The sequence below is a fragment of the Flavobacterium sp. ov086 genome (assembly GCF_900187965.1).
Lineage (GTDB): Bacteria > Bacteroidota > Bacteroidia > Flavobacteriales > Flavobacteriaceae > Flavobacterium.
Genome location: NZ_FZNL01000006.1, coordinates 80,179 through 97,695, shown reverse-complemented (window position 1 = coordinate 97,695; position 17,517 = coordinate 80,179). Strand labels below are relative to the sequence as shown.

Below are 17,517 nucleotides of genomic sequence, written 5' to 3'. Positions count from 1 at the left end.
TTTTCTAAGAGAAGAAAATTAGTAGTTTTTTTAAATTGTCAATTGACCTGTCAGCTTTTTTGGTTAAGCAGACAGGTTAATTGTATGTAATAGAAAAAAGTTTATTATATTTAAAGTGTGATATTTACATTTATTTAAATTAATATGAAAATAAAAAATAGAATCGCTCTGACAATCGGAGTTGTTTTTGCATCAGTTTCTTTGAATGCACAAACGACAACTTTCAAAAAATCAGAGTTCAAACAATGGGCACAAACGCCGCCAATGGGTTGGAACAGCTGGGATTGTTATGGCTCAACAGTTGAAGAACACGAAGTAAGAGCCAATGCCGATTATATGGTGAAAAACCTGAAAAAATACGGTTGGGAATATATTGTGGTAGACATTAGATGGTTTGTGGAAAATGACAAAGCGGGAGGATATAACCAAACAGATCCGCGTTATGTAATCGATCAATACGGAAGATATTTGCCCGCTTTAAATCGTTTTCCATCGGCTAAAGACGGACAAGGATTTAAACCTTTGGCAGATTATATTCATAAAAAAGGATTGAAATTTGGAATTCACATCATGCGCGGAATTCCTAAAAAAGCAGTTGAAGACAAAATGCCAATTAAAGGCGCAAACGGAATTACTGCCGATCAAATTTATACCACAGCTTTGCAATGCGAATGGCTAAAAGACAATTATACGATTGTTGCTGATAAACCGGGAGCACAGGAATATTACAATTCAATATTTGAACTTTATGCACAATGGGGCGTAGATTTCATCAAAATCGATGATTTGTCAAGACCCTATCACGAAGGCGAAATAAACTTGATTAGAAATGCAATCGACAATTGCGGACGTAAAATTGTTTTGAGTACTTCACCGGGAGAAACGCCTATTTCTGCCGCTTCACATGTAAAAGAACATGCCAATATGTGGCGAATGGTTGATGATGTTTGGGACACCTGGCAGCACATTACACATTTGATGGAAGTAAGCCAAAAATGGTATCCGTATATTGCACCGGGAACTTGGCCGGACTGCGATATGATTCCGCTTGGGCGTATTTCTTTAAGAGGCGAACGTGGCGAAGATAGAATGACTCGTTTAACAAAAGATGAACAATATACACTGATTACCTTTTTTAATATCTTTAAATCGCCGTTGTTTTTTGGCGGAGATTTACCCAGCAATGACGCATTTACTTTATCCTTATTAACCAATAAAGATGTCGTAAAAATGCACAACGAAAGCACCGATGTAAAACAACTTTTTCAGCAAGACGGCAAAATTGGCGTTACATCAAAAAATCCTAAAGACGGAAGCATTTATTTGGCATTGTTTAATATCTCAGATACCGCTTCTGAGAAAATTACGGTGAATTTATCAGATCTTGGAATTGCTGGAAATGTAGATGTTTTAAATATGTGGACGGGTGAAAAATCAAAAGTTTCCGGTAAAGAAATTTCAGCAGAATTAAGGCCGCACAGTTCAGTTTTGTATCAATTAAAAAGCAAAAAATAATGAGGAAATTACACTTTAGCCTTGTATTAGTTTTACTGTTTTTAAATTTTTTACAAGCTCAGAACAACACAAAAGGAATTCCGCCAATCCTTGCCGACAAAGATTTAACAGCTTATTTATTTGTTTATTTCACAGGAAATAATGTCGAGGAAGAAGCCGTAAGATATGCTATTAGCGCAGACGGTTATCATTATTATCATCTCAACAATAATCAACCTGTTATCGACAGCAAAACGATAAGTTCGACTGGTGGCGTACGTGATCCGCATATCTTGCGTGGCGACGATGGTAAAACATTTTATATGGTTTTGACAGATATGACTTCGTCAAAAGGTTGGGACAGCAATCGCGCGATGATTCTGCTTAAAAGTACTGATCTTGTAAAATGGGAGAGTAGCGTTGTAAACATTCAAACCGCTTTTTCCGGAAACGAAAATCTAAAACGAGTTTGGGCGCCGCAAACTATTTATGATGCCAAAGCCGGTAAATACATGATTTACTTTAGTATGCAATATGCGGGAGGTCCTGATAAAATTTATTACGCTTATGTGAATAAGGATTTTACAGCTCTGGAAAGTGCGCCAAAATTATTGTTTGTACCAAAATCTGAAAGAGCTTGTATCGACGGAGATATTATCGAAAAAGACGGAGTTTATCATCTTTTCTATAAAACAGAAACAGAGAAAGCCGGAATAAAAGTAGCGACAACGACAGATTTAACTTCAGGAAAATGGATTGAAAACGATAATTATCTGCAACAAACCCAAGACGGAGTTGAGGGTTCAAGCGTTTTCAAACTCAATAATTCTGATGAATATATTTTGATGTACGACGTTTACACCAGAGGGAAATATCAGTTTACAAAAACGAAAGACTTAGAGAATTTCACCGTAATCGACAATGATATCTCAATGGATTTTAATCCGCGTCACGGAACTATTTTGCCAATAACCCGTTCTGAATTAAAAAGGCTTATTGCCAAATGGGGAATGCCAAAGCAATTTCCAAAAATAAACAACAATCCTGTTCTTGAAGGTTATTATGCAGATCCGGAGATTTTATATTCGAATAAAACCAAAAAATATTATATCTACCCTACAAGTGATGGATTTGACGGTTGGTCAGGAAATTATTTTAAAACTTTCTCATCCGATAATCTAACAGATTGGAAAGATGAAGGAATTATTGTTGACTTGAGAAAAGATGTTTCGTGGGCAAACAGAAACGCCTGGGCGCCATGTATTGTAGAGAAAAAGATAAACGGAAAATATAAGTATTTCTATTATTTCACAGCGGCACAAAAAGTTGGTGTTGCCTCGTCAGATAATCCAACGGGACCTTTTAAAGACAGCGGGAAAGCATTGATAAACACAAGACCGGAAGGAGTAAAAGACGGTCAGGAAATTGATCCGGATGTTTTTACAGATCCCAAAACCGGGAAAAGTTATTTGTATTGGGGCAACGGTTATATGGCTGTAGCCGAATTGAATGCAGATATGATTTCTATTAAAAATGGAAGCACAAAAGTCATAAAGGTTGACAACACATTTCGCGAAGGAACGTATGTTATTTATAGAAAAGGAACGTATTATTTTTTATGGAGCGAAGACGATACCAGAAGCCCTAATTACAAAGTAAGATATGGAATTTCGAAATCGCCTTTAGGACCAATTGAGATTCCGGAAAACAATATCGTAATACAGGGAATTCCAAATCAGGGAATTTACGCGACAGGACATAACTCGGTATTGCAAATTCCAAACAAAGACGAATGGTACATTACCTACCATCGTTTTTCATATCCTACAGGAATTAAAATGGGAGATGCAGCAGGATTTCATCGGGAAGTTTGTATCGATAAATTAGAGTTTAACCCCGATGGAACCATAAAACAAGTGATCCCAACACATACAGGAATTAATGCAATAAAATAATTTTGAATTGAGCTTTTAACAAAAAACAAAAGACTGTTTCGATTTAGGAAACAGTCTTTTTGTTTTTATGATAAAATGGTTCTTATGCTGTTTGATCGTCTGTAGTTGCGTCAGGAGCATTTGTTTTTACAGATGCTATTCCGTTATCTCTGGCAGATGTACTTTCATACATTTCGCTAGAACCAATAATTTGACCATTAGTGGCTTTTAAATTAAAATATGGTTTTCCGTTGCTTGATTCTTTTCTGTCAAATCGATTATCATCCTGTGAGTTTGTTTTCACAGATTCGATTCCGTTAAGACAAGCAGCTTTTGTAGTGTAACCTTCGCTGGTTAAAATTGTCTGACCGTTACCTGCTTTTAAATTAAATTGAAATTCGCCGTTAGTTCTTTTAGTAATTACAAATTTTCCCATATAGTTTTTTATTTAAGTTAGGCATTATATTATTTTGCTATCTATAAAAATACAAAACTTCACCATATAAATTATAAATCAGCAAAAATAAATTGTAAGAGTATTAAAACGCAATAAATCTATCCAAATAGAGTTCCTATTAGAGACAGGATTATCTTATTTCGTTCTACTTATCTTTTATTTTTAAATTAATTCGGAAGAAAAACTAATTTAATATAAGATTATTCTGTATTTTTGTTTCATTGAAAAATAAAAATATGAAAAAATTAATGCTAATGTTTGCGGTATCAGGTCTGTTACTATCTTGTAATAATAAGAAAGCCGAGAATACAGCTGGTACTTCAATAGATACTACTGCTGCCATAATTGATGAAACTAAAAGTGTTGTTCAGGAAGGTGACAGTATAGTTACAACGTTTGTATACGAAGGAGTTTTACCCTGCGCTGATTGCAGTGGAATTAAAACGGTACTTAAAATGCATACTGGTAAAGGACCGGACTATACCCATAGATTTGAATTATCAAGTACTTATCAAGGAAAAAATCCTGAAAAAGAGTTTGTACAAAAAGGAAATTTTAATGTTGAAAGAGGATTCGGAGATGACCCTAACGGAACAATTTATGTTCTTGACTGGGATAAACCAGAATCAGAACAAGTATATTATGGCTTCTCCGGATATACGCCAGACAAAATCTTTTTATTAGACAAAAATCGTGAAATAATCAAATCAAAATTAATTTATTCGCTGACATTGAAGAAGTAGTTTTAATGAGATAATGTGGCAATGAGATAATGTGTCAATTAGAAAATTAGATAATTTTAAAATTGAGAAAGGCTTTCAAAAATATTGAAAGCCTTTTTTTATGATGGGAATTTAAAATTTTTATTAGACATTAAAATTAAGATATTTATGCATTATCTAATTTTCTAATTGCCACATTATCTAATTAACTCCTTTTTTTGCATTAAACGAAGGCAAAATATATTTCTGAATCAATTCGTCACTTGGTGATTGTGAATTATAGTTTCCGCCTGTAATGACTGTGATCATATTTTGGTCTTCCCAGATGTAGATTTTTTGTCCGCCATTTCCTTGTGCGGCTTTTCCGTTGTATTTAACGCCATCAACATTTAGGTATTTAATCCACCACAAATAACCATAATTTACGCCCTGAACAACAGAGTGTTTGGTTAGCGATTGTTCTACCCAATCTTTAGAAACTACTTGTTTGCCATTCCATAAACCTTTATTAAGATAAAGCAAACCAAATTTTGCCATATCACGAGAACTTAGATAAACCTGACAAAAGGTTTCGGCACTTGATGCATCCGGTTTAAAATTCCATTTAAAATTCTTAATTCCAAGATCTTTAAAAAGAGTCTGTTTTGCAAATTCAGGTAAAGGCATTTTTGTAGCTCTTTCGATAATTTTCCCCATTGTAATAGGATTTCCGGAGCAATACATTCCTTTTCCACCCGGAACATCCACCATTGGCAAATCCAATGTATACTGAATCCAGTCATCAGAATAATTCATGATAGTTTCGTTCCCTTCCGATTTTGGGTTGCTTACATCGCAATCAAGACCACTTTGATTTGTTAGAAGATTCTCGATTGTAATCTGCTTTTTGTCATCCGTAAGATTTTTAAAAGTATAATCCGAAAAATAGGAGAGAACCGTTTCGCTTTTATCTTTAATAAATCCTTTATCAATTGCAATTCCGGTCAATGCCGAAACAAAACTTTTTGTAGCCGAACGAAGCTCGTGTAATTTAGCTTTGTTATTGTCATAGAAATATTCTTCAAAAACTAATTTCCCGTCTTTAATAATCAAAACACTGTGAACATTTTGATAAGTACCGTCAACAATTTTCTGCATCATTTCGTTCAATAATGTTTTATCCAAACCAGTATTATCAAGAGGACCAGTTACTAAACCATCCAAATCTTTTTTAGGCTGTTGATAAACATACTTATAATCCTTTGAAGCATTTAATCTGGGATACCACATTTCTTTCGGGAAAACGACTTTTTTGCTGATTACCTTATACGTTTTTTCTTCAGAAGAGTAGCCATTTATAACAGAAGCGGGATCTCTTAAAAAGGTCACTTTCTCTTTAGACATATTTAGAAAAACATCTTTTTCTGAAGGTTTTAGCGCATATTTACTTTCGTTGATAATCGCATACAAAATCGTGTCTTTTGGAGAAGCGGCAATTTGTAAAGTCGTTTTATTTTGATATTCATAAATACCTTCGTACTCTTTTAACTGGTCATAGGTAATTTTATATTTTTCTTGTGAGTATCCGGAATAAATAATCAATAAAAACAGTAGAAGTAAATTGGTTTTTTTCATTCTTTTGGTTTTTAGGTTAGTTACTGGTTATGAAATAATTGACCACAGAAAAGATATAAAAAAAAGAGACACTTAATTAAAAAATTAGTGTCTCTTTATATATGGAATTAATTGCAGTAATTATTTTATCGTAATTGGAACGTCAACCGTTGTTTTATCCCAGCCTATCACAAGATTTGCAACAGAACCTTCAGTTGTAAAAGCAATTGATAAAGCCTCAATTACAGTTGAAACTGACTTAACCGGAACACTTACTTTAGCAATATTTTTGCTTTCGTCATACGCATATGCGCCCCATAAATCAATTTCTTTATTGATAATAATAGTCCATTTGTCTTTTTCAGGAATAGCAAATAAGCTATAAGAACCAGCAGGAATATTTGTTCCTCCAATTGTAACGGCTTTGTAGAATTTGATTTCTGTATTTTCGTTTGCACCAACGCGCCAAACTTCTCCAAACTTAATTAAATCTCCAAAAATAGTACGTCCTTTAACCGAAGGTCTTGAATAAATTACCTTGATAACTGGAGAAGGATTATCTGTTTTTTTGAATTTTACAGCTTTATTTGGGAAATAAGAAATGTCAATCGGACTTGCATCCAAAGGAGCAAATTTTACCTCTTGTGCATTAACCGAAAAAGTAGTCAATAAGATAATTACCAGTAAATTGAAATTTTTCATAATAGTAAAGATTTTTAATAGTTTACACAAAGTAAGTTAATAATGAAGAAAAATCATATAAGTTATAACCTGTTTTTTGTTAATGAATTGATAATGGTCATTAGTTTTGCTCTTTTTTCTTTTTGTCGTACCAATTCTGCATAATATAAAAAGCTTTCTTTTTTTGACCGTCATTAGAGATCAAACCTTTTCGGTTATATTCATCCTGAATTCCCGGTAAAAGCCTTCTTGGAGATCTAAAATCTACCAGAATCCAAGGGCTTGTACCACTAAGATGAGGTATCTTTTCGATCATTTTTAAATTTTGAATGTATAAGTATTCCTGAAATTCCTCTGTCCAACGCTCGTTTTTTTCTCCATGTAAACCTGCTTTTGCATCTCCGCCAAATTCAGAAACAATAACCGGTTTGTTGTATTTTGTTTTCCAGAAGATTTTTTCAGCATCTTCCAGATTTCCGCCATACCAACCTAGATATTGATTGAAAGCAATAATATCCAGATAATCACCAATTGCATCGTTGATTGTTCCAAATCCTGCGCTATCACTTTGCGTCAATAAAGCCGCGCTGATTAATCTTGTATTGTCCAGAGATTTGGTGTGATCAACTAACTTTTTAATAAAAGCATTTCTGGCGTCAGATATTGGAGTTTCATTTGCCATCGACCAGATAATAATACAAGCCCTGTTTTTATCTCTTGTAACCGCTGCTGTCAATTGATCTTCGGCATTTTTGTACGTAGCTTCTCTTGTAAATTCAACAGTCCAATACACCGGAATTTCTTCCCAAACCATTAAACCCATTTTATCAGCCTCTCTGATAATATTTTCATTATGTGGATAATGTGCGAGACGAACATAATTGCAACCCAATTCTTTTGCCCAGTTTAATAATCGTAAAGCATCTTCTTGAGAATTTGCACGTCCGCCTTTTGCGTTTTCTTCGTGAATCGAAATTCCGCGTAAGAAGATTTGTTTTCCGTTTAATAAAATTTTGTCTTCCTGTGTTTCAATTGTTCTGAAGCCAATATTATCTTTCAGTTTTTCCCCGTTGTAGTCAATAGTTACCTCATACAATTTTGGATTTTCAGGAGACCAATACGAGATTTTTTTTGCTGGAATTTCAAAGTTTACAATTCCGTCAGCACCAACTTTTCCTTTATAATTAATTTTCAGTTCCGGAATAGAAATTGTTACGGCATTCAGTGCTGGATTAGAATTACTGATTTTAACAAAACCCGAAATCAATTCTTTGTTACCTTTTTTAAGCTGAATATTGTAATCTTCAACAAAAGAATCATTCTCTTCAATTAAAGTCACATCGCGCGTGATTCCACCATAATTCCACCAATCCGTGTTAATAGTCGGAACATCTTCTTTATGTCTTGTGTTATCCACTTTAATAACCAAATAATTGTCCTTTGGTTTTACAATCGAAGTAACTTCATAATTAAAAGGCGTAAAACCACCTTCATGAGTTCCTAGTTTTTTTCCGTTCAAATAAACATCAGCTTTATAATTGATCGCACCCAAATAAACAAAAAGACGTTTTTTGGCTTTCAAATCATAATCAAAAGATTTCTTGAACCAAACATTCCCTTCGTAATATTTAAGCTCCGGAACCTGTGAAGTCCAATCGCCCGGAATATTTATTTTTGGAGATTTATCAAAATCATATTCCACCAATTCCTGTTTGTTTACCGCATGATAATTATTGAAATAAGCCGCATTAGATGGTTTTGCCTGTTTGTCGTATTGATCGTGATGAAAGCTGTAAAAACCAGTTTCGTAAGGATCGACAATATAATTCCAAACGCCGTTTAAAGAAGTTGTGTTTCTATTGGGAACATTAGAGATTAGACTTTGATTTTGCGCTTGCGCGAAAATGGAAAAGGTTAGAAATAAAGTGGTTATTAGTTTTTTCATTAGTAAAATTGTTTTTATTATAAATTAGGGGATGTTTTTAACCGCAAAGTCCGCGAAGATTTTACGCAAAGTTCGCAAAGTTTAAATATAGCTTTGCGAACTTTGCGTTTTCACCTTGCGCTCTTTGCGGTTAAATTTTATAGTTAAATCTACGGTGTAATCTTCAAATATTCTCCTTTAAAACTCTGATTCAAAGCCGTCATTTCAATCGGTATTCCCGATCCATCAGGAACAACTTCAATTGAAGCCTTTCCGTTTGCCATTTTAATCGATTCACTTCCTGTTGGAGTTCCTTGATTTTTCATGGTTTTTCCGCCTTTCAAACATTGAAAATAAACACTTTCTTCATAATCCAGACAACGTAAATTACCATTATCAATTGCAATTGCTGTAACCAGATAATTACCATTTTTTAATTTTTCGAATGATAATTGTAAAGAAGTCGCCGTATCATTTTTCTTAAAGCGGTAATTTACCTTTAAAGTATCCGAAACTTTTTTACCATCTTTAGTCTCACCAATGGCAATAAGTATGTTTTCGCCCTTTAAAAAATTCACGTCCCAAGTTAAACCATTTGCAGGATATAGAGAAAGATTTCTTTGCTTTTCTCCAAGAGATTTTCCTTGATGATATAACGTAACCTTCTCACAATTACTGAAAACGCTCAAAGTTCTTGGTGTATTTTCAGGTCCCTGACGCTCCGTCCAGGTATGCGATTCGATGTAAGTAAAAGGGGTTTTACTCCAATAACTTTTAAAAACATAATAAGCATCTTTCGGATTTCCGTTTCGGTCTACAAGCCCTTTTTGATTCATATACGGAATAGCATCTTCGGGGCGCAATGGCGTTGCAAAATCCTTAAACGCCCACTGAATGTTACCCACAAACATCGGATCGTTCTCGGATATATGCAAATGCCAATCGAATAAATCAACGATGTAGTTTTCGCTCCAATCGCCAATTTGTGCAATATTTGCCACTTTGGTTTGTACAATTGCTTCTTCCCAACCTTCAGCTTTTATGATATTTTCTCCCGTAATCGGGTTCTCACTGTGACGCCCAACGTGACTGTCACCGCCATATTCGGCGTGAATAAAATGTTTGTATTCCTTTTTATAAACGTCAATTGCTTTTTGGTAGCTTTTATAACTTCCGGAATACCAACCAGACCAAATAGAAGGGGAGAAGACATCGACAATTTGCGAACCTTCATAATATTTTCTGATTGCCGTTTTTCGGCTTGGATCCATTTTGTGTGCGATGTCGTTTAGTTCCGTCAAAAATACATTTGTCTTTTCGGTATTATCGCCATCAGGAAAATCAGGAAGCCAGTTCATTTCGTTTCCTAAAGACCAGATAATAATACTTGGATGATTGTAGTTCTGATTGATGATTTCGGCAAGCATATTTTTAGTATTTGTTTGCCAAAGTTCATCACCAATTCCGCCTCGGCACCAAGGCAATTCATCCCAAACCAAAAGACCCAGTTCATCACAAGCTTTATAAATTTCAGGATCTTGCGGATAATGCGCCAAACGAACAAAATTTGCTCCCATACTTTTAATAGATTCCATATCGGCACGATGTTGTGCGTTGCTCATTGCGGCGCCAACTCCCGCTTGTTCTTCATGACGATGTGTACCACGAATCAGCAATCTTTTTCCGTTTAGAAAAAATGGTCCGTGATCTTTAAATTCAAACCATCTAAAACCTATTTTTTCAGCAACAGTATCTTTAATTTGATTTTTCTCCGATAAAAAAGCAGTAACTAAATACAGATTAGGTTTCTCCGTATCCCAAAGCTCTGGATTTTTGATACTTTCAAATTTAATAGTGGAAGTTTTATCCAAAACAGAAACCGTTTTACTAGCTACTTTTTTCCCTTTTGGATTTTTAAGAATTACAGTTAACGATAAGTTTTTGGCATTTTCAGGATTCACAATAGAAGCCAAAATGTTTACAGAAGCACTTTTTGCAGAAACCTGAGGCGTTGTAATTTTTAGATTATCAATGTGGTTTTTATATTGAGATATTAGCCAGACATCTCTCGTGATTCCGCCATAAATAAAAAAATCACTCTTTTGAGACGGGATAATTTCAATATCATAACTATTGTCTACACGAACAAAAATATCATTGTTTCCCTCGTTTATAAATTTTGTAATATCGATTGTAAAACCAATATAACCACCAATATGTCCGCCGGCTTCCTTGCCGTTTACATAGACTTTTGTAGTAACATTCGATCCTTCAAAATATAAAGAATAACGTTGGTTTTTATCGATTTGCGGAATATTTAATTTCTTTTGATACCAGCTTGCATCACGTCGGTAACCCGGATTCAAATCTGTTGCATCTTCGGCATTCCAGGTGTGCGGTAAATTTAAGGAAGTCCAGTTTGTCGCTTTTTGTGCTTCGGTAAGACTTGAAGTATGGTTTTCTAAATAAAGCCAATTGTTATTGATATTCATTTTTGTCTGAGCAAAAATACTGCTCAGACAAATCTGAAAAAAAAACAAAAGCGCAAAAGTATAAAATGTATTGTAGTGGTACGGTAGTTTTTTCATTGCTTTTTTTTTAGGTGCAAAGGCTTAGAGTAACAAAGGCTCAAAGGCTCAAAGGTTCAAAGGAACAAAGACTTAGAGGCTGAAAACCTTTGTCGCTTTGTACTTCTGCACCTCTGTACCTTAATATTTGCTTTTTCTTAAAATCGCTTCCAGAAAATAATAATCGGCATAGATAATAGGTTCATCAATTTCGTCGTGTTTTGGCCAGTTTCCGGTGCTGTGATCCAGGATAAAAGGCGCTTTTATATCTACACTCAAAACATATTTATCAGAACTTAAGGAAGTGATTATTTTATCGGCGAAAGCCAAATAACTTTTGTTTTTTGTATAGCTGTAAAGTTCATATAAACCCGACGCCATAACAGCCGCAGCAGATGCATCACGCGGTGAATTTGGAATACCAGGATCTTTAAAATCCCAATACGGAATCCCATCTTCCGGTAAGTTTTTATTGTTCATGAAAAATTGCGCCGTTGCTTCGGCTTGTTTTAAATAGGCTGGATCTTTAGTATATCGATACGACATTGTAAATCCATAAACCGCCCAGCCTTGTCCGCGTGCCCAAACCGAAACATCATTATAACCCTGAAGTGTAGTTTTCTTTCTTACTGCTCCGGTATTTGGGTCATAATCAATCACGTGATAACAGCTATTGTCTTCTCTAAATTGGTTTTTCAGCGTAGTATTGGCGTGTTTTACAGCAATATCATGATATTTTGGGTTTCCTGATAATTTTGAAGCTTCAAACAGCAATTCAAGATTCATCATATTGTCGATGATAACGGGGAAATCCCAAATCTCCTTATTAAAATCCCAAGATCTAATAGAACCTATTTTTGCATTAAATCGTGTACATAATGTTTCGGCACCTTTGATGATAACGTCTTTGTATTCTTGCTTGTTTTCCACTTTCAGCGCTTCGCCAAAACTGCAAAACACTTTGAAACCAACGTCATGCGAATTACTATTTACACTTTCTTTTTTGCTAAATGGAGTCCATTTTTCAGCTTGTTCTTTATATTTTTTATCGCCCGTAAGTCGGTACAATTGCCATAAGTTTCCGGCAAAAAATCCGCTTGTCCAGTCTCTCGAAGGAACTTTTTTAATCAAATTACTTTTAATCGTCATACTTCTTGGCATTGACATAGAATCAACGGGATAATCCAGTAACATTTTGTATCTGGTTTCCAGAAGTTGTTCTGCCGTCGAAGAAGCATTTTTTGTTGTAGCATTAATTCCGGATTTGCACGCTGTCGCCAGCAGTGCAAACCCAAGAATTAAAGAAATGAAACTAACTTTATTCATACTTACTAATTATTTTTTTTAGTTCTAGACTAAATTTTAGACGCGGATTGGACAGATTCGCTATCGCGAAAACGCTGATTTTCGCAGATTTTTTTTAAGCTATTTTTTTTCTGTGTCTTCGCGATAGCGAATCCGTTTCATCTGCGTTCAATAATAATATTTGAGTTAAATTAATAACCAGGATTGTTTGGAGCCAGATTAGGATTGATCGCCAATTCAGTTCCCGGCAATGGGAATAAATAATCTTTGTTTGGATTAAAATTCGCGTGTGGTTCTAAACCGCTTGGACCAAAAACCTCAGGTCCGTTTTGCAACCTTTTGATGTCATACCATCTGATATATTCAAAAGCAAATTCTAACCTTCTTTCGTCAATAACCATTTTTCTAAAATCAGCTTGTGACAATCCCGGCGTTACATTTGCAGGAAACGAAACTATTTTTCCGGCTTTATTTCTTGCTCTTGCGCGCACTCGGTTTACATAACCATCAGCTTCAGTAGATCCCGGAGTGATTTCGTTCAAAGCTTCTGCAGCAGTCAACAATACTTCGGCAAAACGCATTGTGATATAATTGTGTTGGGAAGTTCTTCCGTTTGCACCAGCTTTTCCCGGAAAACGGTAATACTTTGCAATATGCGGACGTGGGGCCTTTTCGTTATCACTTGAAGGGAAAATTTTCAATTCGCCACCTACTTTTTTTCTAATAATCGTATCAAAACTCACGGCGCGTCTGTAATCTCTTTGATCCCAAGTATTAAATACTTTTAAAGAAGGAACAGCTACCGAAAATCCTTGTCCGTAACTGTAACTTTCGTCTTTAAGCGAACCCGTAAAAAATGCGGTATAATCCTGACCGTAATTTCCTGACACTAAGTTATTAAAATCAATTGTAAACAAAGGTTCTTTTAATGAGGCTGCTTTTGTAGCATTAAATAAATCCTGAAAATCTGCATCTAATCCTAAACCAAATTTTGCTTCATTCGTAATTACATATTTCGCTTCATCATAAGCTTTTTGGTAATTTTTTAAAGTCAAATAAACAGAAGCCAAATAACCTGCGGCAGTACCTTTTCCCGGAACCGCTTTTACTTTTGGTTTATCGTCAAGGTATTTTTTTGCAAATTCTAAATCGGCGATGATTTTAAGATAAACATCCGCTTCTTTAGTTCTTTTTAGAGAGTTTACCTGAGCAACATCATTCACAACAAAATCAACGTACGGAATATCTCCAAAAATTCTAACCAAGTGATAATACGTAAAAGCTCTTGCAAAGTAAGCCTGCGCTACAATTGCATTTACTTTTGCAGGATCTCCGGGCGTTTTTTTGGCACCTTCGATTGCCTGATTTGCAGCCGTAATAATGATGTACGATTGTGGCCAGAAGTTTGCAACAAGACCGTTAGTATCATTCATATTCATATCATTAACGTCGATACGCGCAGCCTGAGTGGTTCTGTCGCCTATATCCGCCATGTCGTCACGAAGCATCAAGGCAATTGTAAATTCACGTCCCCAGTAATTATTATGGGCAATGTTGGCAAAAGCCCCGTTTACAGCGGCTTGTAAGTCATCTGTATTGTTAAAAAAGTTGTCAGGACGAATAATTCCAACCGGATGTTCTTCAAGATCAGAACAGCCAAAAGCGAATATTCCCAAGAAAAGAAAAGCTATATATTTTTTCATGTGTAGTTAATATTTAATTTTTAATGGAACATGGAATCGCCATTCTTTATTCTATTTTTTGATTTTGAATCATGGCAATTTCATGATGTTATTTTTTAGACTAAAATTTTAAATTAAATCCGAAAGTAAAAGTTCTCACATTAGGGTAACTTCCGTACTCTAAACCTAAGTTGGTGTTACTTCTCGCATTGGTATCATTCAGGTAATTTCCTTCAGGATCAGAACCCGGATAATCAGTAATTGTCCAAAGATTTTGTGCACTGATGTAAAAACGAACTTTGCTTAATCCAATTTTCGAAACCACTTTTTCATCTAAACTATATCCTATCGAAACGTTTTTCAAACGAATGTAACTTCCGTCATACACAAATCTTGACGTAACCCTTTTGGTTCTTGCAGCATTTGCAGGAACATTTGTATCTGTATGAGTTGGTGTCCAGGCATCCAAAACTTCAGTCGTTGCATTGTTGTTTCCTGATGCCAATTCCATTAAAGTATAATTCAGGATTTGGTTTCCTTCAGAACCTTGAAAGAAGATATTCAAGTCAAGATTTTTATAGGTGAAATCATTGTTCAAACCAAAGATGAAATCAGGATTTGGATTTCCGATAATCGTTTTATCATTAGAATCTAATTTTCCGTCACCGTTTACATCTCTGAATTTTTCTCCACCCGCAGCCGTTTCAAAGTTACCCGGAAGAACCGTTTCGCCTTGTTGAATTACGCCATCATAAATAAACCCAAAGAAAGAACCAACCGGCTGACCAACTCTCAAAATTTGAGAATCTGTAGCAAGAAAATGTCCAGGCGTTGAGTTGATCAAAAGATCTTTATTATCAGCTAATTTTAATACTTTGTTTTTGTTTGAAGAGATATTGAAACTTGTTGACCAAGTGAAATCAGCGCCAATAAAGTTTTTAGAATTAATTCCCAATTCCCAACCTTTATTCTCCAATTCTCCAACGTTCTGAAGCTGAGAAGCAATTCCTGAAACTCCCGGTAAAGGTCTGTTAAACAACAAATCTTTAGTAATTGTTTTATAATAATCTGCCGTAAGACTCACTCTGTTATCAAACAAACCTAAGTCAATACCATAATCTTGCTGATAAGAGGTTTCCCATTTTAAATTTGGGTTATTCAACGAAGTCAGCTGAACCGCATTTACAATCACGTCACCACTTACATCATAAATTTCAGAGAATCTTGACAGCGTAGAGTAGGCGCCAATCGATGGATTTCCGGTTGCACCATAACTTGCTCTCAATTTTAGATTCGAAATTGTTTTGTTCTCTTTTAAGAAGTTTTCTTTACCAATATTCCAACCCACAGCTCCAGAAGGGAAAGTTCCGTATTTATAGTTTTCACTAAAGCTTGAAGAACCATCACGACGCGCTGTAAACGTAAATAAATATTTATCGTCGTAATCAAAATTTAGCCTTCCAAAAGCCGAGATTAATTCTGTTTCAGATAAGTTAGAATCCGGTTTTAAAAATACAGTTCCTGCACCAAGATTGTGGTATGAATTTGTATTCGTCAAGAATCCTCTTGAAGCAGCATACGAACTTTCGTTTTTATTCTTTTGATACGAATAACCTCCAAGAACCGTCAGGATTCCTTTTGCAATAATTTCTTTTTTATACGTCAGATAATTTTCCGTTAAGAAAGAAGAAAATCTAGTATTGTTCACAGAAGCTTCACCTTTAATATTTTTTCCTGCAATCAAAGTTGATGGAATATATCGACCTGTTTGAGAGTTATTATCGGTTAAACCTAAAGTAGTTTTAAAATCTAAATCCTTAGTAATTTTATATTGAGCAAAGAAATTTGATCTGTTTACGATAGAAACCGTTTCCAGAATATTTTCCATTGCAGTAGCATAAGGATTATCAATATCGTCCCCAATTGGCGCCGTTGTTGTGTAAGATCCGTCTTCGTTATAAATTCCTTTATCTGGCATAAATCTGTAAGCAGCAGCAATTACACCCGCAGCACCAGTTCCTCCAGCGCCCGTTTGGCTAATGATTCCGTCTTTGTTTTGTTTGCTTTGAAATAAATTCAGACCAACTTTAAATCGGTCAGACAAATCAGCTTCAAGATTACTTACAATCGTGTATTTATCAATTCCCGAATTAATCACAACCCCGTTTTGGTTAAAGTAGTTTCCGGAAACATAATACCTTACATTCTCAGATCCTCCAGAAAACGAAAGCGAAGTATTCGAAACCATTCCTTCACGATAAATTACATCCTGCCAATCTGTGTTTTGTCCGCCCGGAGTATGCGTTGTGAAACTTTTTCTATACGCCACAAACTGATCACCGGTTAATAAATCCAATTTATTATTTACAGATTGTACCGAAGTTGAGTTACTGAATTCGATCACCGGTTTTCCTGGTTTTCCTTTTTTAGTCGTAACCATAATAACCCCGTTTGAACCTCGAGATCCATAAATAGCCGTTGCTGATGCATCTTTAAGAACCTCGATAGAAGCAATATCCTGAGGTGCTGGCATAGAAACACCCGCAAATCCGTCAACAACAATAAGTGCATCACCACTCGCATTGATCGACGTTCCGCCACGAACCCTGATTTTTACTGGAGCGCCCGGTTCACCACCATTATTCGATTGTACGGAAACCCCCGCTGCACGACCTTGCAAAGCTTGTTCTGCATTTAATAACGGATAAGCAGTCAGTTCTTTTGCCGTTACAGACGACACAGATCCCGTAATATCGCTCTTTTTACGCGTTCCGTAACCTACAACAATTACTTCGTCAAGATTTTTAGTATCTGGTTTTAAGCTTACATTCACGACAGTTTTATTGCCTACCGGAACTTCTACAGTTTGATATCCTATAAAGTTAAAAACTAAAACAGCATTTTTTTCAGAAACAAAAACACTGTAATTCCCATCCATATCAGCAGTTCCTCCAACTGATGATCCCTTTACATATACATTCGCACCAGGAAGTCCGAGTAAATCTTCGCTCGAAGTAACTTTTCCCGTCACTTTTCTTTCCTGTGCATTTACAATGATATTCCCCAGTAAAAAAACTACCAGAAAGCACCATTTAAGCGACTTAATTTTTTGGTTTGTAAACATTCATTTTTTGGTTTAAGGTTAATGTTAGATAAAA

General features: G+C 35.3%; 11 protein-coding genes. 3 read left to right on the top strand and 8 right to left on the bottom strand.

Annotated features, from left to right (window positions below):
- The first annotated feature begins 144 nt into the window (after positions 1 to 144).
- Positions 145 to 1,515: a glycoside hydrolase family 27 protein gene (locus CHB81_RS08905; protein ID WP_089351548.1), complete on the top strand. Its 1,371-nt coding sequence runs from the start codon at positions 145 to 147 to the stop codon at positions 1,513 to 1,515.
- On the top strand, positions 1,515 to 3,449 hold the full coding sequence (locus CHB81_RS08900; RefSeq protein ID WP_089351547.1) for a family 43 glycosylhydrolase: 1,935 nt from the start codon (positions 1,515 to 1,517) through the stop codon (positions 3,447 to 3,449). The genes CHB81_RS08905 and CHB81_RS08900 overlap by 1 nt, the downstream gene beginning before the upstream one ends.
- A gap of 82 nt (positions 3,450 to 3,531) precedes the next feature.
- Here CHB81_RS08900 and CHB81_RS08895 read toward each other — a convergent pair whose 3' ends face one another.
- Positions 3,532 to 3,864, bottom strand: a complete 333-nt coding sequence (locus tag CHB81_RS08895; RefSeq protein ID WP_089351546.1) for a YegP family protein — start codon at positions 3,862 to 3,864, stop codon at positions 3,532 to 3,534.
- A gap of 257 nt (positions 3,865 to 4,121) precedes the next feature.
- Between CHB81_RS08895 and CHB81_RS08890 the strand changes: the two genes are divergently transcribed.
- Positions 4,122 to 4,628, top strand: a complete 507-nt coding sequence (locus CHB81_RS08890; RefSeq protein ID WP_089351545.1) for a copper resistance protein NlpE — start codon at positions 4,122 to 4,124, stop codon at positions 4,626 to 4,628.
- A gap of 180 nt (positions 4,629 to 4,808) precedes the next feature.
- On the opposite strand, the gene CHB81_RS08885 is transcribed toward CHB81_RS08890, so the two are convergent.
- From CHB81_RS08885 to CHB81_RS08855, 7 genes are all read right to left on the bottom strand, one after another.
- The gene (locus tag CHB81_RS08885) at positions 4,809 to 6,221 is read right to left on the bottom strand and encodes a serine hydrolase (protein WP_089351544.1); all 1,413 of its coding nucleotides are present in this window, start codon (positions 6,219 to 6,221) and stop codon (positions 4,809 to 4,811) included.
- Positions 6,222 to 6,341: 120 nt separating this feature from the next.
- Positions 6,342 to 6,902 (bottom strand): DUF2911 domain-containing protein, encoded by a 561-nt coding sequence (locus CHB81_RS08880; RefSeq protein ID WP_089351543.1) that lies wholly within the window; start codon positions 6,900 to 6,902, stop codon positions 6,342 to 6,344.
- A gap of 100 nt (positions 6,903 to 7,002) precedes the next feature.
- Positions 7,003 to 8,826 carry a glycoside hydrolase family 2 protein gene (locus tag CHB81_RS08875; RefSeq protein WP_089351542.1) on the bottom strand — a complete coding sequence of 608 codons (1,824 nt, stop codon included), beginning with the start codon at positions 8,824 to 8,826 and terminating at the stop codon, positions 7,003 to 7,005.
- Between the two features lie 149 nt (positions 8,827 to 8,975).
- Positions 8,976 to 11,393, bottom strand: coding sequence for a glycoside hydrolase family 2 TIM barrel-domain containing protein (locus CHB81_RS08870; protein ID WP_089351541.1), 2,418 nt, complete (start codon positions 11,391 to 11,393; stop codon positions 8,976 to 8,978).
- 120 nt (positions 11,394 to 11,513) lie between these two features.
- Positions 11,514 to 12,698: a glycoside hydrolase family 88 protein gene (locus tag CHB81_RS08865; RefSeq protein WP_089351540.1), complete on the bottom strand. Its 1,185-nt coding sequence runs from the start codon at positions 12,696 to 12,698 to the stop codon at positions 11,514 to 11,516.
- Between the two features lie 170 nt (positions 12,699 to 12,868).
- Positions 12,869 to 14,380, bottom strand: a complete 1,512-nt coding sequence (locus CHB81_RS08860; RefSeq protein WP_089351539.1) for a RagB/SusD family nutrient uptake outer membrane protein — start codon at positions 14,378 to 14,380, stop codon at positions 12,869 to 12,871.
- Positions 14,381 to 14,480: 100 nt separating this feature from the next.
- On the bottom strand, positions 14,481 to 17,483 hold the full coding sequence (locus CHB81_RS08855; RefSeq protein WP_089351538.1) for a TonB-dependent receptor: 3,003 nt from the start codon (positions 17,481 to 17,483) through the stop codon (positions 14,481 to 14,483).
- Positions 17,484 to 17,517 lie beyond the last annotated feature (34 nt).